Origin of the sequence: Yoonia vestfoldensis DSM 16212 (assembly GCF_000382265.1) — a bacterium.
In the GTDB taxonomy this organism is placed as follows: domain Bacteria; phylum Pseudomonadota; class Alphaproteobacteria; order Rhodobacterales; family Rhodobacteraceae; genus Yoonia; species Yoonia vestfoldensis.
In genome coordinates, this window is the sequence record NZ_KB908003.1 from 1 (window position 1) to 18061 (window position 18061).

The 18061-nt window shown below is 59.4% G+C and carries 23 protein-coding genes and 2 pseudogenes; 8 read left to right on the forward strand and 17 right to left on the reverse strand.

Going from position 1 to position 18061, the window contains the following annotated elements; translation table 11 throughout:
* On the forward strand, nucleotides 1–257 hold a 257-nt coding region (locus H147_RS0118410; protein WP_019956864.1), incomplete at its 5' end, for an integrase core domain-containing protein.
* A gap of 213 nt (nucleotides 258–470) precedes the next feature.
* Here H147_RS0118410 and H147_RS20115 read toward each other — a convergent pair.
* The 11 genes and pseudogenes from H147_RS20115 to H147_RS0118460 all read right to left on the reverse strand — a co-directional run bounded on the left by H147_RS20115 (nucleotide 471) and on the right by H147_RS0118460 (nucleotide 7456).
* Complete coding sequence (locus tag H147_RS20115; RefSeq protein ID WP_019956865.1) at nucleotides 471–623, reverse strand: antitoxin PaaA2 family protein; 153 nt, start codon at nucleotides 621–623, stop codon at nucleotides 471–473.
* The gene (locus tag H147_RS21225; RefSeq protein ID WP_019956866.1) at nucleotides 613–777 is read right to left on the reverse strand and encodes a hypothetical protein; all 165 of its coding nucleotides are present in this window, start codon (nucleotides 775–777) and stop codon (nucleotides 613–615) included. The genes H147_RS20115 and H147_RS21225 overlap by 11 nt, the downstream gene beginning before the upstream one ends.
* 94 nt (nucleotides 778–871) lie before the next feature.
* A complete protein-coding gene (locus tag H147_RS0118425; protein ID WP_019956867.1) occupies nucleotides 872–1390 on the reverse strand; it encodes a type II toxin-antitoxin system YhaV family toxin in 519 nt (172 codons plus the stop codon).
* Entirely contained in the window at nucleotides 1387–1713 is a 327-nt protein-coding gene (locus H147_RS0118430) for a type II toxin-antitoxin system PrlF family antitoxin (protein ID WP_026352688.1), read from the reverse strand. Before H147_RS0118430 ends, H147_RS0118425 begins: the two co-directional genes overlap by 4 nt.
* Nucleotides 1714–1836: 123 nt before the next feature.
* Nucleotides 1837–2490, reverse strand: coding sequence for a DUF6927 domain-containing protein (locus H147_RS0118435; protein WP_019956869.1), 654 nt, complete (start codon nucleotides 2488–2490; stop codon nucleotides 1837–1839).
* Complete coding sequence (locus tag H147_RS0118440) at nucleotides 2490–3083, reverse strand: hypothetical protein (RefSeq protein ID WP_019956870.1); 594 nt, start codon at nucleotides 3081–3083, stop codon at nucleotides 2490–2492. The genes H147_RS0118435 and H147_RS0118440 overlap by 1 nt, the downstream gene beginning before the upstream one ends.
* A gap of 74 nt (nucleotides 3084–3157) precedes the next feature.
* Nucleotides 3158–5140 carry a ParB/RepB/Spo0J family partition protein gene (locus H147_RS0118445; protein ID WP_019956871.1) on the reverse strand — a complete coding sequence of 661 codons (1983 nt, stop codon included), beginning with the start codon at nucleotides 5138–5140 and terminating at the stop codon, nucleotides 3158–3160.
* A gap of 156 nt (nucleotides 5141–5296) precedes the next feature.
* Nucleotides 5297–5686: a DUF3768 domain-containing protein gene (locus tag H147_RS0118450; protein WP_019956872.1), complete on the reverse strand. Its 390-nt coding sequence runs from the start codon at nucleotides 5684–5686 to the stop codon at nucleotides 5297–5299.
* 87 nt (nucleotides 5687–5773) lie between these two features.
* Nucleotides 5774–5984 (reverse strand): annotated as a pseudogene (locus H147_RS21560) (DUF6330 family protein).
* 23 nt (nucleotides 5985–6007) lie between these two features.
* Nucleotides 6008–6946: an ArdC family protein gene (locus H147_RS0118455; protein ID WP_019956873.1), complete on the reverse strand. Its 939-nt coding sequence runs from the start codon at nucleotides 6944–6946 to the stop codon at nucleotides 6008–6010.
* Nucleotides 6947–6985: 39 nt separating this feature from the next.
* Nucleotides 6986–7456, reverse strand: a complete 471-nt coding sequence (locus tag H147_RS0118460) for a hypothetical protein (RefSeq protein ID WP_019956874.1) — start codon at nucleotides 7454–7456, stop codon at nucleotides 6986–6988.
* 319 nt (nucleotides 7457–7775) lie between these two features.
* Between H147_RS0118460 and H147_RS0118465 the strand changes: the two genes are divergently transcribed.
* Nucleotides 7776–8126, forward strand: coding sequence for an MbcA/ParS/Xre antitoxin family protein (locus H147_RS0118465; protein ID WP_019956875.1), 351 nt, complete (start codon nucleotides 7776–7778; stop codon nucleotides 8124–8126).
* A complete protein-coding gene (locus tag H147_RS0118470) occupies nucleotides 8126–8638 on the forward strand; it encodes an RES family NAD+ phosphorylase (RefSeq protein WP_019956876.1) in 513 nt (170 codons plus the stop codon). The genes H147_RS0118465 and H147_RS0118470 overlap by 1 nt, the downstream gene beginning before the upstream one ends.
* 163 nt (nucleotides 8639–8801) lie before the next feature.
* Here the strand turns inward: H147_RS0118470 and H147_RS0118475 are convergent, their stop codons facing one another.
* The 4 genes from H147_RS0118475 to H147_RS0118490 all read right to left on the reverse strand — a co-directional run bounded on the left by H147_RS0118475 (nucleotide 8802) and on the right by H147_RS0118490 (nucleotide 13481).
* Nucleotides 8802–9851, reverse strand: coding sequence for a helix-turn-helix domain-containing protein (locus H147_RS0118475; RefSeq protein ID WP_019956877.1), 1050 nt, complete (start codon nucleotides 9849–9851; stop codon nucleotides 8802–8804).
* A gap of 175 nt (nucleotides 9852–10026) precedes the next feature.
* A complete protein-coding gene (gene repB / locus H147_RS0118480; RefSeq protein ID WP_110571054.1) occupies nucleotides 10027–11121 on the reverse strand; it encodes a plasmid partitioning protein RepB in 1095 nt (364 codons plus the stop codon).
* Nucleotides 11121–12308: a plasmid partitioning protein RepA gene (gene repA, locus H147_RS0118485; protein WP_019956879.1), complete on the reverse strand. Its 1188-nt coding sequence runs from the start codon at nucleotides 12306–12308 to the stop codon at nucleotides 11121–11123. Before repA ends, repB begins: the two co-directional genes overlap by 1 nt.
* Before the next feature lie 288 nt (nucleotides 12309–12596).
* Complete coding sequence (locus H147_RS0118490; RefSeq protein WP_019956880.1) at nucleotides 12597–13481, reverse strand: recombinase family protein; 885 nt, start codon at nucleotides 13479–13481, stop codon at nucleotides 12597–12599.
* 158 nt (nucleotides 13482–13639) lie between these two features.
* Here H147_RS0118490 and H147_RS0118495 point away from each other — a divergent pair, with 158 nt between their 5' ends.
* Nucleotides 13640–13897, forward strand: coding sequence for a type II toxin-antitoxin system ParD family antitoxin (locus H147_RS0118495; protein ID WP_019956881.1), 258 nt, complete (start codon nucleotides 13640–13642; stop codon nucleotides 13895–13897).
* Nucleotides 13894–14229, forward strand: coding sequence for a type II toxin-antitoxin system RelE/ParE family toxin (locus H147_RS0118500; RefSeq protein ID WP_019956882.1), 336 nt, complete (start codon nucleotides 13894–13896; stop codon nucleotides 14227–14229). Before H147_RS0118495 ends, H147_RS0118500 begins: the two co-directional genes overlap by 4 nt.
* A gap of 6 nt (nucleotides 14230–14235) precedes the next feature.
* On the opposite strand, the gene H147_RS0118505 is transcribed toward H147_RS0118500, so the two are convergent.
* Entirely contained in the window at nucleotides 14236–15333 is a 1098-nt protein-coding gene (locus tag H147_RS0118505; RefSeq protein ID WP_019956883.1) for a tyrosine-type recombinase/integrase, read from the reverse strand.
* 158 nt (nucleotides 15334–15491) lie between these two features.
* Here H147_RS0118505 and H147_RS0118510 point away from each other — a divergent pair, with 158 nt between their 5' ends.
* The gene (locus H147_RS0118510) at nucleotides 15492–16376 is read left to right on the forward strand and encodes a DUF1403 family protein (RefSeq protein ID WP_019956884.1); all 885 of its coding nucleotides are present in this window, start codon (nucleotides 15492–15494) and stop codon (nucleotides 16374–16376) included.
* A 2-nt stretch (nucleotides 16377–16378) separates the two neighbouring features.
* Nucleotides 16379–16981 (forward strand): SMC-Scp complex subunit ScpB, encoded by a 603-nt coding sequence (scpB, locus tag H147_RS0118515; protein ID WP_026352689.1) that lies wholly within the window; start codon nucleotides 16379–16381, stop codon nucleotides 16979–16981.
* A gap of 239 nt (nucleotides 16982–17220) precedes the next feature.
* Here the strand turns inward: scpB and H147_RS0118520 are convergent.
* A pseudogene (locus H147_RS0118520) lies at nucleotides 17221–17789 on the reverse strand (IS5 family transposase); the annotation flags it as partial.
* Between the two features lie 84 nt (nucleotides 17790–17873).
* Here H147_RS0118520 and H147_RS0118530 point away from each other — a divergent pair.
* On the forward strand, nucleotides 17874–18061 hold a 188-nt coding region (locus H147_RS0118530), incomplete at its 3' end, for a transposase (RefSeq protein WP_026352559.1).

Consider the following 18061-nt stretch of genomic DNA (forward strand, 5'->3'; position numbering starts at 1 on the left):
GCATCTCGATGGACGGCAAGGGTCGCTATTTGGACAACATCTTCATCGAACGTCTGTGGCGCACTTTGAAATACGAGTGCGTCTATCTGCACGCCTGGGACACCGGATCGCAGGCACGCGCCGGTGTCCGCAATTGGATGGAGTTCTACAATCACCGCCGCCCGCACAAAGCCCTTGGCGGCCGACCACCAGCAGTGGTCTACTCACTGCAAATCGAAGCAACGCAACCCGATCAGCAGGAGCAAATCAGAGCTTAAAAAGCGTCAGATCCTGTCCAGGGAATGGGGAGCACCTCACTGCGCGAGGGCAGAGGCGAGGTTAGCGTCGAATTCAACAGGATTGGGGAGCGTTGAGCGGGGCTTGGACATGGGGGGTTTCCTTTGGATCAGGGTCTGAGTTCCAAAGGACAAAAAGCCCACTTTGACTTTTCAGGGTGACGGGATCAGACCGCGCTGACCTCCAAGGCTTGGTCAGGACTTGGGTTCGACCTGCCGCTTCGCATCAATCAATGCCTGTGCGGCCTCCATCACCTGAACCTGAGATGTTCCCGAGCGTGCATCCTCCAGCGCGGCCTGTACCTTCACGCGAAACCACACGTCATACGAATTGGCCTCAGCGGCCACGGAAATGCTCCTCGAGCCCGATATCCAGCAGCTTGTTGAGGTTATCGGGCATGTCTGCAACGCGCACAGCAAATGGGAAACGGTGCCCCGTCAGGTCAGGCGCGCATTGCTCCTCTAGCCCGAGGTGCTGCCCATCCTTTTCCGTCTCATTCATTGTGCTTTCTCCGACCGTATTATTAGCCGATGCTACACCTTCCAGCGTGGCGTCGTAAACGATAATGCCAAAGGGTCACAGCAAGCTGGCCCACTTACTGATCGGGCACCGCTTCAAGGGATTTCTTGAGCCGCTTGTCCGCCGCTGCAGCTTCTTTCAAGAGCGCGTCGAAATTGTCAGGTGGATTACCATCTTCCAACATCCCTTTGAACGTCGCATATGCATCCGTCTTGCTGCCGTAGGCGCGCAGGGTCTTGTCGTCATTCACCCATGCCACCACGATGACCTTCGCATCGCTGTTGAAGCGGTAGAACAACCGATACTGCTGGAAGAATTTCGCCCGGAACCAGTGCTTGCGGTGATCGCCGAGTGTACCGCCTTGCCGGAAGGCCGCGGCACCCGGATCTGCCGGGATGGCCTCGGTGACCAGCTTGAAGATGGCGGCCAGCCGTTTCGTGCAGTTCTTCTTTTGCCAGGTCTTGGGATCGCGGGCCTTGCGCGCCTCGACCTCGAGGGTCAGCCCTTCGAGCTGGTCCAGAAAGAGCGGATGCGCATAAATCGACCAGCCATTTACGACGAGTGGCGCTTGGGCGGGCACGCTATCGCCGCTCATTCATCCTCGAGCGATAGCGGCGCATCGAGATCGACGTCGACGTTTCCGACCAGTGCTGCAAGACGGTCATGCAACGCCCCATCGAACGCTCGAACACGTTCCGGATGCGCCTTGATATCGGCCTCGACAAAATCGAGAAAGGCGCCGAGCGCGGGATCATCCTCTGCGCTGCGCACGGGCTCGATATAGACCCTGCCGCTTGGCTCGGTGCAGTAGCGGATCTGGTCGCCCTTGCCCAGCTTGAGCTGCTTGCGCACACCCGCCGGCACGGTCGTCTGATACCGATCCGTGAGCTTCGATACATCTTGTGCGAGCGCTGTCATGGCAGTCTCCTGAAAAAAGGTGCTTTGCTGCACTCGATCGGTAATGCATTTGCATTGCCTTGTCAAGATAAGCCGCAGGATCTGCTCTCGCCGGGCAAGCCGATCAACCGTCCGGCGCAGGACCTAATCTCGCCCCGCGAGATACTCCGCCAGCACCGGGCTTGCCGCGCCCTTCGCGGAGCTGAGCAGCTCCGAGCCCGCAAGCGTGGCTTTCGACAGGCGCACGAGCCCGCCGGTTTCCTCGATGCGGTAACAACGCCGCTTTTGCCGACCCCGCCTGTAGTGCGTCGCGGTGACAATCTGGCAGGTGCTGCCATCGGTGAGCGTCACAGGTGCTGCGAGCTTGATCTTGTCGCCTTCCTCGTAATCCGGGATCGACGCCCAGTCCCGGCAGCGCTGGCGCCAGGCATGGGCGTAGCTGCCCTCGTCTTTCAGGTAGGAGAGGAGCTCGATCAGCCCAAGGGGAGCACGAGACTCGTTCGGGCCAGCGCTTTCCTCCATGTCCTTGTAGCCCCAGCACCCGTCATCGTATCGGGTGAGGAAGACAGCCCCGAAAGTGATGGAACCATCCGTATCCATGACATAGGTCGCGTCCTCGACAGGGGTGCCGTCGCGATTGGTGACCCTTGCCGCCGCATACCAGGTGGAGCCGACCTTGCAGGCTTTGACCAATTCGGTTTTGCGCGTGTCGCCCTCGAAGGTGCAGAGCCGGGTGATTTCCGCTTTCTCATCCGCATATGTCTGGACGCGGCGGTCGGTGTAAAAGAGCCAACCCATCAGGCCGCCCTCCGATCATCAATCTCCATCAGCGCATCGAGCGGCACGCGGTAGGGCTGCATGGCATCGAAATCCTCGCAATTGCCGCAGTTCTGCACGATCGCGAAGGTGTCGCAGGCATCCTTGAGGATGACCCGAAAGGTGCCGCCGAGGCCCGAGGGCACTTCGTAGGTCCCGCCGATGAGATAATCCGAGGCCCGGCGTACGAAGACGCGGATGCTGTGGCCATCGGTGGCCAGCCGGATGGCCCCCTGCCCCCGGTCGATGAGCAACTGCACGTCATCTAGGATGTCGGTGTAGAACTGGCCGGTCAGACCGCGAAACGCCATGCGGCGCTGCGCCATCCAGTCGGTGTCCCGAAACGGGTTCATGCCGTTCGCGAAGGCGAAGGAGGGATCGGCCTGTTCGGTGGTGACGATGCGGGTGGTCGTGCCATCGATGCCGTTCGAGCGCAGATGCACACCATTGCCGACGATGAGGATCAGGGCGGGGCGATCAATGGGCCCGTTCCAGTTAGGCAGGAAGGTTTTGCAGGCGCGCGCATGTGCGATTTGCGCCGCGACGGCGGACGCAGAGAACTTGAGAATAGCCATGGGGATGTCTTTCGGTTGAGTGTGGGAGGGTCGCCCCGCACGGGCATTGCGCCTCGCGCGGGTCACTTGATGCGTCAGGCCGCTTGCGCCACCTCGCTGTCAGGGTCGGGGGTTTCGGCAGTGGGCGCCGTCTCATCACAGGCGACACCTGCGGTCTGCATCATCGGCGGGCACCAGGCGGCCACGGCAGCGCGCTGCGCATCCGTGAGCGTGGCGAATGGCTCGGCGAAGAGCTTGTCGCAGAAGGCGACGATCTCCTTCTTGCTCGAAGAGGCCAGTGTCACCGCCTCCTGGGCGAGGCCCAGATCCTCGCCGAGGATCTTCAGGAGCCAGGCCTTCTTGAAGCGATTGAACAGCGCTGCGTTCGGCGTCCAATACGCGCGAATGTCGGGCATGATCTCGATCTCGAACTCATGCATCAGGCTGTCACGCTGCCGGTCCCGGGCAAAACAGGACTGCGTGGTGCTGGAGGTCGCATAGGCGACGAGTTTGGCCTTCTCGCCTGCCTCCAGCGCGCGAAACGCCGCGAACTGATCCGCTGGAGAACGGGCGTCATCGAGCCAGGCCAGATCAAGCGCGTCATGCGCCACCGCCGCCTGTTCGAGCGAGGTTTCGTCGATCTCGTCCATCTTGGCATGGCTGCGGTATTCCTTGCGAGCCTCGACCTTGATCGCCTGCGTGACACTCATGCCGCTGGCCAGAACGTCGCTCACAAGCTTGAAGAGCGTCAGATCGAGCGTGGCCTCCGGATGCAGCGCCATCGCGGCCCCGAGCGCCATGGCACGCTCGGTCTTGAGGTCCTCGGCCAGAGAGGCCGGGTAGGTGATCTCGCCGGCGTCCGGGGCCTCCTCCCCCGTCGTGTTACCTGAGGCACTGCGCGTGGTTTCAGCTTTGACGGTGTCCTCCGGGCGGACAAGGCCAACATGGAGCGTGATCTGCCCACCTTGCCATGACGCAATCACCCCAGACCGCGCCAGGTCCTCGGCGCTGTAGGCCTCCTGCAGGTCGCGGGCTTCCTCTTCCAAGGTGTCCACGCGCTCGTAAAGGGCGTTGTAGGCGTCGTCTTCGAGCCCCTCATCCTCCATCTCGAGCTGCAACCTCTCGAGCTCGGCGGTGATCTCATCCACGCGCTTCTGGGCGGCCTCATCCGGTTCGATCGGGCCAGGATAGACGCGGCCATAGTCGGCCATGGTTGCGTAATCGTAGCGGACCATCGCATCGGCCCAGGCAAAGCCCAGCCTCCTATGGGCCTCCTCGGCAGCGGCAGTGAGTTTCTCGAGCAGGATGGTCTCGACCAGAGCCGCATCCTCGAGCACGGAATGCTCTTCCAGCAGATCGGACGCGATCGCCCCGCCGCGTGCCTCGTAGTCTTCACGCACGAAAGCTCCGATATCATCGCTGACCTGCACACCGCGGGATTTGAGCGCCTGACGGACAGTGTAGGCCTGCAGATAGCCGCCGTCTTTCGTGAGCGCCTCGAAGACCTCGCGCTGCGCCTCCTGGCTCGGGTGCTCGGCAAAGGCCTTCATCGTGTCGAGCGTGATTGTCTTGGCCCGGGCCGCAGCGCGGATGTCGGGGTGGATCAGGCCGTAGCGCAACCGGCCTTTGACGGCGACAACCGTCGTGCCGAAGGTCTTGGCGATCGTCTCGGGCGTCTGGCCGTCGACCTCCATCATTCGGGCGAAAGCCTCGAACTCGTCGATGGCGTTCATCGGCGCCTGGGTGACGTTCTCGGCGAGCGACAGCGCCGTGGTGACGTCACAGTCCTCCGGCACAAGGCGGCAGTCCACCTTGGTCTTTGCGGCAAATCCTTTGGCTGCCTTGTCCGCGACCAGTTCCTTCAGCGCGGCATGGCGTCGGCCGCCGGCGAGCACAGCGTATTTGCCGTCGAGCTTCTGGACGAGCAGCGGTTGGAGCAGACCCAGAACAGCGATGCTGGCTTTGAGATGCGCGATGTTCTCGGGGTCATAGGTCTCCGGGGAATTGCCCCGCACATTGGCGGGGTGCGCTGTCAGATCGCCAATCGCGACGGTGAGAGGGGTGAAACTTGTGGTCATGGGATGTCCTTCCAGGTGGGTAAGATGCGGCCCGCGCGCTCGCGCGTGACCAATCCCCGGCTTCGGGGATCACAACGACAGAAGGCCCGCTTTGCCTTTTGAGGGGCAGCGGGCCTTCATCGTCTCAGATGTCAGGTAGAGGAGTCCCCTGCCCTTCTACCAATCGCGCGACAGCATGATGGTCAGCACGCGCATGGTCGTAGCGGGATTGTCCGGGGCTTCAGCCCCGTAGCGGAAATCGGAATCCGCTTCATAGAGATCGATTTTCCAGAACACGGTCTCGCCCCGGATCTCAACCGCGCCAAAATCATGCCAGCCTTCGGGGTCATTCTCAGGCTCGAAGGTGGCAAACTCACCGGTGGCCTTCACCGCCTCGTCCATGAAGCCGTCATCGGCCTCCATGAGCGAGCGGGTGACATGCATCCGGCCCTGGATGGGCTGCGCGGGCGGCACTCCAAGGCACGCGAGCTTGCGAAACGCGTCGTTCTGCGCAGCGATCACGGTCGGATTCGGACGGTCTGTCTGGGATTGAGCGGTACTGGTCATGAGGATCTCCTTTGAGAAGTTGAAACACCCTTCCCAAAGCCCGCTTTCACTTTTCTGCTTGGCGGATGAATTGAGGCCAAAGGCGCCTTACCCGAACAGCCCTCTAGGTCTGTAGTTCGGGTTGGGGATGGTTTCGACCCACAGCCGCCCTGTTCCTTGATGCTCTCGAGCCCTGCCGAGAGAGGATAGGCGCCCTCGGACGTGCTCCACCAATAGGCACCGCGTTCGAAGGTGATGATCTTGCGGCGGCCATCTTCAAAGCAGGCTACCTAAGCGTTTTTGGTTCCTTGCGTGACATGGGGATCTCCGTTTTCTGGCGGGTCAGGCGGCCTCAGCGCTGCCCCCTGCCCTGCCCGCTTCCGATCGGGCGATCAGGTAGTCGCAAGCGCGCTGCGCGTCTGCCGCATGCTTGAAGATCGCAGTCTTGTCGGAGCGCAGAACGCGCAGCCAGTTGTAAAGATACGCCGCGTTCATCTCGAGCGTATGCGCCGTGAAGCCGAGTTCCTGTCCCAGGAAGCAGGAGGTCAACTCCGCCACGATCTCCTCGCGCGCGTAAGATGTATTGCCAAACTTTGAGAGCCCGAAATCTCGGTTCAGCCGATGCGGGGCCTTCGTGGCATGAGCAAGCTCATGTGCCCAGACCCCGTAGAAATGTCGCGGGTCCTGAAACCGTGTGATGGATGGCATGTAAACCTTGTCCACCGGCGGCAGGTAGTATGCTTTCGTCCCCGTGAAGACGGTCGTAATGTCGATGGTGTCGAAGAACGCCTGCATCTGCGGGATGGGCTCGGACGGCGGATGCTCGGGCGCGGGCTCAGGGTCGGGGTAGAAGCTGTCGGGCAGGCCCTCGATCTGGCAGGCATTGAAAACGCGATAGGATTTCTGGAAGCGGAAGATGCGGGCCTCCTCGGAGCGATGATCGTTCTCCCCCTGGTCATCCTCGCCGCCCGCGTTTTTCCGACTTTGGCCATAATACACCACGACGGAGGACTTCTCGCCCTTGCGCACCTTTGCGCCGAGGGCATTCGCCTGCGGAATGGTCATCCAGAAGGGCGAGCTATGGCCTACCATCACCGTCCGCATGGTCAGCAGGAAGTTGTTCACCCCTTGGTAGGGTTCACCGCCCACACGCAGGGGACGAGAGCTGCCACCGGCCGTCCAGGGCTTGCGCCACGGCAGAACGCCACGCTCGATGATGCGGATGATTTCGTTCGTGATGACCTCGGAGGCATCGAATTTGGGCGTGCGGGATCGTGCCATGGTTGGCGTCCTTTCGAGTGTTGGTGAGAAGATTGGGGCTCAGGTTGACTGACGGGGCCGCGGATCATTGAGGATCCTCGCACCGAGCTTTTCGACCATGTCGATGTAGGTGGTCAGCGAGACAGACCTGCCGGCACCCGAATGGCCAGGGTCGACCGATCCGTCCCGCGTCACGCGCGGTAGGTTCGCGAAGGCGATGACATCTGTGACGGGTCGGATATCGATGAACGGCGTCCCTCGTGCGACCGCAAGTGCGGCCAAGGGAAAGCGCTCGATCGGCGCGAGCGTGGACACGGTGGTCCAACCGAGATGGAGGAAAGTTCCGCCCTCTCCGCAGATCACATGCGCGTTTGGCAATGTCGCCGCCTGCCTGAGATAGCCGAGATCACGCAGGACGGTTTCGCGTTCGAGCCGCTGTGCCTGCCCCGTCTGGCCGGTTCGGCGTAGTTCCTTGTGTCGCCACCACGAGGCAGCGGTCGCGCGCAACACGCGCAAGACACCTGTTTGCATAGGAATGCCCTTCTTCCGGAACGGCAGACCGGAATCCGGCCCGGACCCATCTGAGGGACCCCAAAGGCCCTCATCCGTCAGTCACAAAACCCGAAGGACACTTTCTCTTTTTGGCGGGCAGAACCGACAGGGCTGGAAGCTTCTTCAAATATACGTCTCAGGCAGTGCTCAAAGCACCAAGACCTGCGGCATTTTCCAAGATGTGCGCGTTGTCGGGACATGGATCCCTTGGGAGAAGCGCGGAGTTCACGGCTGTTGACTTGATATTCAACAATATTGCCGCTATGTACCGTCATAATAGCTGTATGGGGGTAATGTTATGCACATCACAAACTTTGCAGAAGGCGGCCAGTTTGAGCCGCGTAAGATCGCAGCAGCGTTGCGCACCTCGGCAGAGGAGATCGCAATGACGGTTGGTCTTGGCAAGGATGCCATGCAGCGGCGGAGCCGTATCAGCTCGGACAAAACACAGCGCCGTTTGCGCGAACTGGTCGAAGTGCTCAATAAGGTCGAGCCACGGTTCGGGTCGGAACTGATGGCTTATGCCTGGTATCGTTCAGAGCCCCTGCCCGGGTTTGACGGCCAGACCGCGATGCAGTTGGTACAGGACGGCAAGGCGCAGCAGGTTCTAGAATACATAGACGCGGTCGACGCAGGCGTCTTCGCCTGATGCCTCTTACGGCTGGGCGTTATGCAGGTCCGCTCTACCGCGCCCTCAACCCTGTCTATGCGCGTGAACCTCTCTCCGGGCGTGGTGCTGAACTCTATGGAGGGCGATTCAACGCGAAGGGCACCCCGGCCCTCTACACCGCGCTCGATCCAACCACGGCGTTGCGCGAAGCAAACCAGGTCGGAAGCCTGCAGCCCACGATGCTTGTGTCCTACGCTGCCGATCTTGGCCCTATTTTTGATACCCGAGACGCAGACGCAGTTGCACAATACGGCATGACAAAAGGCACACTCGCAGATCCGGGCTGGCGCGCAAGAATGCTCGATGGGCAAACTGTTCCGACGCAGGACTTTGCCGCCAGTCTCATCACTGACGGCTTTGCGGGCCTTCTGATCCGAAGCTTTGCTAAGGGCACATCGGCGGTAGACAATAATATTGTCCTGTGGCGCTGGACTGGCGAAGGATGCAGACTTGACGTTGTGGATGACGAAGGCCGACTGTCCCGGATGTAAGAAAGCTTGCTTAGCGCGCCGTCATCTTGATGTTCATAAAGATTCGTGTTGATTCTCTGACCACCGCGGTGTTGACGCTTTTCCGTATGGAGGTTGCTAAGTGTCGCCGTCATTGGCTTCCTTGATAGTGGTCGGTAATGCCCATCTCGTTGCAAGTTTGCTATCACATTCCTTGCCTCATCATTGCGTCCAAGTAGGCGTTGGTATTTCTCACATGCCCTGAGCTGGCCCTCAGGAGCATCTCGTCGAGTGCAAGAAGAAGCCGTCCTGGGCCGTGTTCTCTGAGATGTTTTAAGATTTTGTCTTGTCCTATTCTTAGCAACTTCCCTACGTCTGCCAAAATCCTTATAACCGATTGATGGTCTCTTGGTTCATTGGGGAAAAACTCTGACACGTTTTTTAGGTCTTCCCAAGCCATAGTGGTTGGGTCTCCTCGTTCCCGGTAATCAGAGCTGGTGTGACCACCTATCGCATCCTTTTTTATATTCAATCTTGTGGGTTCTACGTGCCGGACATTTTGTCCGTCGTCGCCGGACATTTCGTCGGGCATCAGTGCGTGAGCGTCGTGGTTTCCGGCCGGAAACTCTTTGATTTCTACTCCGGTCAACTCTGCCAATTTCTTGATGAGTTCTATGATCTCTTCGGCTTTCAGAGTGGCACGCCGTAGGATGTTGCGCACTTTTTGGAGAAACGAGACTGTCTCCTCATCCTTTGCTTGACGCAGAGCTTCGACACGAAGAGCCAGTGCCTCGGCCTTAAGTGACCGTAGCTTTTCCTGATCGTCCACAAGCTGTTCTGCGTGTTCGGTGAGCTCTCTTTCCCGTTCAAACATTGGCTGCAAATCGAAGCCAAATGCATCTCTGATCAATCCACCGTAGCGAAGAGGGAACCGCTTCCGGGTTGCGCTATCCCGGCGGCGGATCAGCCCCGCATCCACGAGGTGTCCGATACACCGCCGGATCGTTCTCTCGTTCAGGCCGTTCGTTCGCTCCGACAAGGACGCGTTTGAGGGGAAGACAATGGTCATTGAAGCCGCTTGTCCAGCCTTCTTCGGCATGAAGCTGATCAAGGCCTGAAGCGTTACTAGATCATTTGGTGTTAGCCCGAGTTCTTTGCGAAGCACTCGGATCGGTTCGATGACCCTGTACGGGTTTGTACTGAGTACAGAAGATCGTTCCGCCAAGGCGGGGGTGTGAGAAAATACCTGTCTCATGATGATTTTGACAGAAAAAGCTTCCCCGTTCACCGCGAACGGTGTTGAAATCGATTCGCCTTCGGGGTATCAATCAGGTGTCGAAGCTAATTGAGGCCCTTCGGAAGCGTTGCTTTCGGGGGGTCTTTCCTTTTCTGACGTGTCCTCCTTTCGGCTCTGTTTTTGTTGTCTTTGGTTACGTGTCCTCGACGTCGAGATCCTCCGATGTCGGGGCGGCCAAATTTGAAAAATCGTCAGGATCACCACTTGTGGGCTTCGGCAGGACGGTTTGGCTCCTATCCACCTCGTTGGTGTCGATTGTGGCACTCATACCCGCACTCTTGTCCGCCGCTCGCGCGGCAGCCAAAGCCGCTAAGGCGGCCTTCGGGTTCTCTGATATCCATGCATGAAGTCCGTTTTCACTGCTCTTAACGGTAATGACCACGTTCCTTTTGGTGATCTTTACAGAGCCGTAGTCTGTCGCGATCGCTGAGAGGGAAGGAGGTTTTTGCCTCCGCATCATTACCTCAAAGGTGGCGAATCGCTTGTCCGAACCGTTCCCGGCATCTTTGGATTTCAAAATTTCTGCCGTGAAGTTCTGGTTTCCGGCCGGAAACCCGAGGCTTTCGTAGGATTTCGCAGCCGCATACCAGCGATCACGACCAACCCCCGAGGCAGGTCCAATTGCTTCTATGATCTCTGTGGGAATGCAGGATGTGACTTGCTTCATCCGGGCGAGGCCGGTGAGCTTAGCCCCGCCGCGCCGCGCCTTCTGGTCGATATTCAGGGCATCACAGACCAATCCTTCATCTTTCCCGGAATCCAGGAGAGAACGTGCGAATAGGGCCTTTTCGATCCAGCTAAGGTCCTTGCGGAAGCTGTTTTCTTGTCCCTGAGCAAGAATAGCCTGATCTTCATCGAGGGATCTGATCAGGGCCTTTGCTGGCTTTCCGATCAGGCGAAGCGCTGCGAGACGTCTACGCCCGTAGATTACCCTGTATCGGCGTCCTGTCGGGCTGATGAGTATTGGGATTAGCTGGCCTTGTTTCTCGATACTCCCGGCAAGTTCCCGGATCTCTTGATCGTCATCTAGTGAAAGACGATCCTTGAACTCAGAGTCATCGATCAGATCCGTACTGATCTCCTGAATGGAAGATTGTGCTGCATCTTGAAGGGAACGGGCCATGCCGGAAAGGGCAGGGGCTCTGGACTGGGCTTGGGTGGAGGAAAAGGAGGGATCTTCCACTTTTTCCTCGTCGTCAGGAATGTCGAATGTAACTTTGCGGGCCATTATTTGCGCCCCCATGCGGTCCCGATAAGACCTTCAACCTCGTCAACGACCCCGTTGATGGATTCAATTGCCCTATCATAGGTCTGCCGGTGAAAATCGGATCTTGCAATTTCGTAGAGCGTCTGTTGGGTAAGGCCCGCATCCGAAACAGCAGAAGACTTCAGGAATGGCTGTGTGAGTACATCATCGGTGAACATTGTCCGAAGAAAAGCTGCCATCTGTGTTTGGGGGCCGTCATTCGGCTCAAAGCGTGTGATCAGGAATCGCATGAAGTCCCAGTCTGGAGAAGCACCTACATCTGCGATTGTTGCCATTAGGCTGGACGTGAGCTGCAGGAACTGCGCCATAGAGGCCACATCAAGCATGCTCGGGATGACAGTCACGATCAGCGAAGTTGATGCAACCAAGGCAGAGAGTGTCGTAAATCCGAGCTGGGGAGGACAGTCGATGACGACAACGTCGTAGTCGGCTTCGACCTCATTTATGCACAGGGCAAGCCTCTGATAGAACGGCGGACGGATGTTGTTCCGAAGGGCATGTGCAGTTTCCGTTTCGAACTCGGACAAAAGCAAACCGGCCGGTGCCAGGTCAAGATTGTGGAAGTATGTCTTGAGCAAAATATCTCGGAAAGGGACGGGATCCTCATAGCGAAGGGCATCATAGACGGTGCCTACTTCAGGAAAATCTAGCTCCGGCCGGAAACCGAACATGGTGGTCATGGATGCCTGAGGGTCTAGGTCAATTGCCATGACTCGGTATCCATCTAGGGCCAGTTTTTGTGCCAGATGAATTGCCGTTGTCGTCTTGCCCGCTCCGCCTTTGAAATTGGCGATAGAGATGATCTGGATTTGCTCCCCATCTCGGCGGCGAGGTACGATGTGATGGAACTTTGTGCTTGACGCTGCAATCTCATGACGGGCGATGTCGATTTGCTCTGCCGTGTAGAACCTACGGCCGCGGGCGTCTGTCTCGATCTCGCCTAGATTGAGCCTGTCTTCGAAGAACATCTTCCTTAGAAAGTCTTGGCTGACCCCAAGGACTTGGGCAACCTCTGTTGAACTGAAACGCCGCAAGGCCTTTCGCTCATCTGGTAGAAAGGACTTGCGCATGTTCACATCGAGCGACTTACTCAGACGTGTTGCCATGGCCTGGATCTTTTGATCCATTCGAATCCGCTGCTCGTTCATGCTCGTCTCGCTGCCCGTGTTTCGGGTCTAATTTGAGAAAGAACGCGAAACCGACCGAAACTGATGGCTTGCGTTCTTCTGGAAAAATGTCACTAAAAGCCTTGACGGGCAAGAGATTTCTCGGACACGGCGGTCCCGCAGAAAAAAATACACATAATACAATAACTTACGCCGTCTCCTCCCTGCGTCTCAACAACTGCTTGTGGTGCCATTGGCGTGGTGACCCAAGATATACGCGATAACCATAGGGACCTTTCTCTACTTCTGAACGAATCTGATTCCCAAAGGTCACTCAAGCAACCCCAGTTTCTCGGCCCGCTCCAATAGCATTTTCACCGACGAAGGCTGCCAGCTTGTCCGCCCGCGGGGTGTGCGCTCGCGCATCGCTTCCAGCCGGGTGCAAATCGCCTGAAGCGTGATGTCGGGGTCCGTACCCTTAATGCCGGCGATGATGGCGGGCAGGCGGTCGTCCGTTTCGCGGCGCCCGGCGCGGGCCAGAACCTCGGCAGGCAGGAAGCCGTCGCGGACATAGGCCTTCACAGCGCGTATTAGGCGGCTTTGGGTCCAGCGACGCGCCTCGGGTAAGGGGCCGTTGATGATCCGCAACACGTCCTCCCAGGCCAAGTCGGGGCGCAACCGGCGCACATGGGGCACCCAGTCTTGCGCGGTCTCATTCAGACGCTCCATGTAACCGTCCTGTCGCGCCAGCCGCACCTTGCGAAGAGCAGCAGGGTCTCGCGCGCGCAGGCCCGGATTGCCGCCCACGCGTCCTTTGGTCCTTGCGCTCGCCAAGCCGGCCTTCGTGCGTTCCCGGATCAGGGCGCGTTCAAACTCGGCCGCGGCCCCCAGAACCTGCAGCGTGAACTTGCCCTGCGGGGATCCGGTGTCGATGGGGTCCTGGATCGAGCGGAAGAAAGCACCCTTCGCCTCAAGCCGCTCGATCACCTCCAGCAGATGCGACAGCGACCGCGCCAGACGATCAATGCGCACGACAACCAGCGTGTCGCCCTTGGTCACGCGCTCCAACACGCGCGCGAGGACTGGCCGCGCACGATTGCCGCCAGAGGCTTGTTCCTCATGTATCTCGGCACAACCCGCGGATTTCAGGGCCTGCGACTGGGGCAGGGGGGTCTGATCCTCGGTTGAAACGCGGGCGTAGCCGATTAAGGGCATCAAAACAGTCTTTTTGCAGTTTCATGTATCGCTAATAAACGACCGATTGATAACGCCTCGAGGAGTGACTGCCTGATGGGCTGGTTGCGGATCAATAACAGGTTACGTTGACCAAAACTGCATATTGGCATATATTGCCAATAAAGGAGGACCGACCCATGGTGACACGCAACGTTGTCTTGACCGAAACTCAAGACCATCTGGTTCAAGCATTGGTGGCGTCCGGGCGCTACCAGAATGTAAGCGAAGCGATGCGCGCTGGCCTAAGGCTGCTCGAGCAGGAAGAAGCACAGCTAGCTGGGATCCGGAAAGGTCTACTTGAAGGTCTGGCGCAGGCCAAAGCGGGTGATCTTGCGGAAGGCAGTGGCAATGATGCGATACGTAGGGCCTTTGCGACTGCTCGCGCGCGTTCATGAGCCGATCCTTCCGGCTGACCCGTCGAGCGGAAGCCAACCTCACCGAAATAGCAAAATGGACGATCGAGAATTTCGGACTGCGCCAAGCAGAGCTTTACGAGTCAGAATTGCTCAACCGCTGTGAAGGGATCCTGAGCGGGCAGGCGCACAGCCGGAGTTGCTCAGTCCTCGTGGATGAGGCCGATGACCTGCGGTTCGTAAGGGCAGGGGAGCATTTCCTGATTTTCCTGGACCGTCCCGACGAAGTCGTCATCGTTGATATCCTACACGCGCGCAGTGATCTACCGCGTCATCTGGCGGCGCTGACGGCGTTAGAGAACGAAGACGTGTGATCTGCCTCACAAGCCCGCCGCCTTGGTCAGATTGACGCGAAACCGGTCGCGGCGGCGCTGGTATCGGCGGGTCATCTCCGCTGAGGCGTGGCCGAGCTGCTTTTGCACGTAACGCTCATCGACTTCGGCGCTACTGGCGAGGCCAGCGCGTAGGCTGTGGCCGGAGAACAGCGTCAGACGCTCCTTCTCAGATAGCTCGGATCGGATGCCAGCGTTTATCACGCACCGCTTAATCAGTCTTGCGACATGTTTGTCGTTCAGTCGTGAATCCAGCGATTTCTTGCCATCGCGCGCGGTGCCGACGAAGATCGGACCGAAGTCGATGCGTCCGAAGTGCAGCCATTGTTCGAGCGCATGGACCGGGCAGGTATGATCGCTGCTACCGCGTCCGATCTCCACCTCCCGCCAGCCGGTCTTGCCGCGCAAAGTGATGAGCAGGCCGTCATCAAGGACATTGATCCAGCCACCACTGTCGAGGGTGTCGTCCTTGTGAACATCAAGGCTGACGATTTCTGAGCGCCGCATGCCACCGGCAAAGCCGATCAGCAGGATGGCGCGATCGCGCAGCCCCCGCAGGTCGAAGGGTAGAGTAGCGACCATCGCGAGGATGTCCTCCGCCAGGATCGCCTCTTTTTGCACGGGAGGGCGCGCGTGTTTGCGTTTGATCCCCGCCAGCACCGTCGCGATGTGCCGGTTTTTGCGATCAAGAGTGAAGCCCCGTTGCGCATAGTTCCAGGCGAGGCCCGAGAGTCGCCGGTCGATGGTGCTGACCGATAGGGCAGGGGAGAGACCCGACCCGGACGCGAGGTCGGCAAGGTAGAGGCCTATCATTTCTGAGGATGGCGGCATGGCCTCCGCTCCCTTCGTTCGACACCAGCGTGCAAAATGCGCCCAGTCCTTGGCATAGGCCTTCAGGGTATTGTCCGACGCCGCAGCGCGGGCATAGTCGCGGGCCGTGTCGACCAGCCGGTCGAGTGCGCTTGAACCGGCAACATGAGAGGGCAGGGCGATCCCATCGCTTTTCTCCTGATCTCTCTCGTCAACCTGAGCATCATTGATCCTATTAGGGTCCGATGATGTGAGCCTGTCGTCCCCAGAGTCCATTTTTCCCCCAAGAATGCGCTAATGTTTAGACTATGCTGAAGCATATCTTATGATGTCCGATAATGCAAACTTATTGGACATACTGACTGATTGCAAGATGAGGCGCTTCTATACAATTATCATGGTATAAAGCGCCGTGATGCGCTATGGCTAATGCGATGCAGACAGCCACCGCCCGCCAGCCTTTCGACCCGCCCGCGATCCCAAGGGCGCCTTCCTGGATTGGCGGACTCTACGCGCAGACCCTTGAGGATGCGGCCTTTTTGTCAGGTGCAGCCTTGGCCCACCTGCAGATGGTGCTGGGTCATGCGGCGGTGCCCCCGGAATTGCTGCGGGACCGTCTGGCGTTGCGCGCAGCCGAGGTCTGTCTGGCGTTGTCCGGGCGTTCGGAGCGGGCAGGGGCGTTGCGCGACGCGGTACATCTTTTGCGCCCCGGTGATCTGCCTGGGCCAGCCGGGGAAACCTATCTGGCGTGGCAGCGGGCCGTGCGGCGGCCAGTCTCACTTGCTGCATTGCATCGGGCCCTGCCTGCATATGCCCCCGATCACATTGCGCTGTGGCTTGATGCGGGGCAGGGTGCGCCGGTTACCCGTGCCGCGGCGGTGCTGGAAGCCGTGCTGACAGAAGTGCCGCGCGCAGAAGTTGCGGCGCTGATGTTGGCGGATGCGGCATTGGCGCAGGCGCTCGGTTGGGATCATCTGGTGCCCTTGCTCGCGACTGGTGTGAAACGCGCCGATCTGCGCAAGCGCGGCGATGATTTGCAGCAGGCCTGCCACCGCGCGGTGATGGCATCTGCTGTCGACATATTTCCGGTGGCCTCCGATCTGGCGCGGCGGGTCGCGCGATTGCATGCGGTTGCGCCAAAGCTGCGCGCAAAGAAGGCCGCGGATGCTGTCGCGATGTTTTTGACCTCCGACGCAGTGGCACCGGCGGTCTTGCCGTTGCCCGATCGGGCTGCCCGGCGCCTGTGTGACCGGCTGGTGGACCTTGGTGCCGTGCGCGAACTGACGGGCCGCGACACGTTCCGCCTTTACGGGGTGTAGGGATGGCGCGGGCTCAGGGTGATGCTCCGTTGGACCGCGAACTGGCCGACCTGCCACCGGATTTGCGCTGGCGCGAATGGATGCGGCGGATCGAGGCGGTGCTGTTCGCCTCTGCCGCACCGGTGTCGCGCGAAGACTTGGCTCGCGTGGTTGGGCAGAAGGCCTCGCTCGATCTGCTGGTCGCAGATCTTGGCGCCGAGCTTACGGGGCGGGCATTTGAGATCGCGGAGGTGGCCGGTGGGTGGATGTTCCGGACGCGGCCCACCTACGCCCCCGTCATCCGGGCGGCGGCGGATGTGGGCGACCAGATGCTCGATCTGCGCGAATTCGACATCGCTGTGCTGGCCGCAATCGCCTATCAGCAGCCGGTGACGCGCGACGGGCTCAAAGAGATCTTCGGCAAGGAGATCAGCCGCGATCTGATCGGACGCTTGCACGGCCAAGGGCTGATCGCCACCGGACCCCGATCGCCGCAGCGCGGCGCACCCTACACGTTTGTCACCACCGAGCGGTTCCTCGTGGCGTTCGGGCTGCAGGATCTGCGCGACCTGCCAGATCCAGAGCAGCTTGCGGATGCGGGGATCAGGCAAGATCACGCGGGTTAAATCGCTGCGACCACGCGCGTTCGGTCTTGTATCGGTAGAATACTGCGCTGCCGGGGCCGTAAAGATGGGGTATTTCACAGGCAACGCGAGACATGATGTGACACGCTGTTTGTGGTATGCTCGAGCTCAAAAGCATGATCGTGGCCAAATGCCTTCGTTAATGCAACAGTCTCCCATAGATGCTAGGCTCGATGACGCTGCGCGCTTCGCATCGGCCGCAAAGTACTTAGGGTCAGGACTCATAGCCAATAGATAACGATTGCCGCGAGCGCGATGGCGGAGAGAAAGACCTTCGGGCAGCGATCATACCGTGTTGCGACCCTTCGCCAGTCTTTGAGTCTGCCGAACATGATCTCGATGCGGTTGCGGCTCTTGTAGCGACGCTTGTCGTATTTCACGCTCACCTTGCGCTGCTTTCGACCGGGGATGCACGCGCGTATGCCCTTGTCTTTCAACCCTTCTCTGAACCAGTCAGCGTCATATCCGCGATCTCCAAGCAGCCATTTGACCTGCGGCAAGCCTTTGAGCAATGCCCGCGCGCCGATGTAGTCGCTGACCTGACCGGCCGTGACGAAGAGGTCAAGCGGGCGGCCCTTGCTGTCGCAGATGGCGTGCAGCTTGGTGTTCATGCCACCTTTGGTGCGCCCGATCAGACGTCCACGCCCCCCTTTTTCACGCCCATACTGGTCGCTGTCCTGTGAGCCTTGAGATAGGTTGCGTCGATCATCACAGTCTTTCTCTCGCCATGCTCGGCGGCCAGACCGGTCATGATCCTGGCAAAGACGCCTCTATCACTCCATCGCTTCCAGAGGTGGCTGCGCAAATTTGAACAACTGGGATAAGTGGATTTTCCGCGCAACAGCAGCATGATGCTGCAAGCGAGGAGATGATGATGACAAAACGACCGCGCCGGAATCACAGCCCGGCATTCAAGGCGAAAGTGGCCGTGGCCGCGATCAAGGGCGAGAAGACGCTGATCGAGCTGGCACAGGATTTCGACGTTCACCCGAACCAGATCAAACAGTGGCGGGACCAGCTGCTTGAGGGTGCGACTGGTGTTTTTGGGGACGCCGCGAAGGC

Bases quoted from the DNA above. Each gene is read 5' to 3' on its own strand.
- H147_RS0118495 (WP_019956881.1), top strand. From the start codon at position 13,640: ATGGTGACACGCAACGTTGTCTTGACCGAAACTCAAGACCATCTGGTT.
- H147_RS0118510 (WP_019956884.1), top strand. From the start codon at position 15,492: ATGCAGACAGCCACCGCCCGCCAGCCTTTCGACCCGCCCGCGATCCCA.
- H147_RS21225 (WP_019956866.1), bottom strand. From the start codon at position 777: ATGAATGAGACGGAAAAGGATGGGCAGCACCTCGGGCTAGAGGAGCAA.
- H147_RS0118465 (WP_019956875.1), top strand. From the start codon at position 7,776: ATGCACATCACAAACTTTGCAGAAGGCGGCCAGTTTGAGCCGCGTAAG.
- H147_RS0118505 (WP_019956883.1), bottom strand. From the start codon at position 15,333: ATGGACTCTGGGGACGACAGGCTCACATCATCGGACCCTAATAGGATC.
- H147_RS0118435 (WP_019956869.1), bottom strand. From the start codon at position 2,490: ATGGGTTGGCTCTTTTACACCGACCGCCGCGTCCAGACATATGCGGAT.
- H147_RS0118470 (WP_019956876.1), top strand. From the start codon at position 8,126: ATGCCTCTTACGGCTGGGCGTTATGCAGGTCCGCTCTACCGCGCCCTC.
- scpB (WP_026352689.1), top strand. From the start codon at position 16,379: ATGGCGCGGGCTCAGGGTGATGCTCCGTTGGACCGCGAACTGGCCGAC.
- H147_RS0118455 (WP_019956873.1), bottom strand. From the start codon at position 6,946: ATGGCACGATCCCGCACGCCCAAATTCGATGCCTCCGAGGTCATCACG.
- H147_RS0118425 (WP_019956867.1), bottom strand. From the start codon at position 1,390: ATGAGCGGCGATAGCGTGCCCGCCCAAGCGCCACTCGTCGTAAATGGC.
- H147_RS0118430 (WP_026352688.1), bottom strand. From the start codon at position 1,713: ATGACAGCGCTCGCACAAGATGTATCGAAGCTCACGGATCGGTATCAG.
- H147_RS0118460 (WP_019956874.1), bottom strand. From the start codon at position 7,456: ATGCAAACAGGTGTCTTGCGCGTGTTGCGCGCGACCGCTGCCTCGTGG.
- repB (WP_110571054.1), bottom strand. From the start codon at position 11,121: ATGGCCCGCAAAGTTACATTCGACATTCCTGACGACGAGGAAAAAGTG.
- H147_RS0118450 (WP_019956872.1), bottom strand. From the start codon at position 5,686: ATGACCAGTACCGCTCAATCCCAGACAGACCGTCCGAATCCGACCGTG.
- H147_RS0118440 (WP_019956870.1), bottom strand. From the start codon at position 3,083: ATGGCTATTCTCAAGTTCTCTGCGTCCGCCGTCGCGGCGCAAATCGCA.
- H147_RS0118475 (WP_019956877.1), bottom strand. From the start codon at position 9,851: ATGAGACAGGTATTTTCTCACACCCCCGCCTTGGCGGAACGATCTTCT.
- H147_RS0118445 (WP_019956871.1), bottom strand. From the start codon at position 5,140: ATGACCACAAGTTTCACCCCTCTCACCGTCGCGATTGGCGATCTGACA.
- repA (WP_019956879.1), bottom strand. From the start codon at position 12,308: ATGAACGAGCAGCGGATTCGAATGGATCAAAAGATCCAGGCCATGGCA.
- H147_RS0118500 (WP_019956882.1), top strand. From the start codon at position 13,894: ATGAGCCGATCCTTCCGGCTGACCCGTCGAGCGGAAGCCAACCTCACC.
- H147_RS0118490 (WP_019956880.1), bottom strand. From the start codon at position 13,481: ATGCCCTTAATCGGCTACGCCCGCGTTTCAACCGAGGATCAGACCCCC.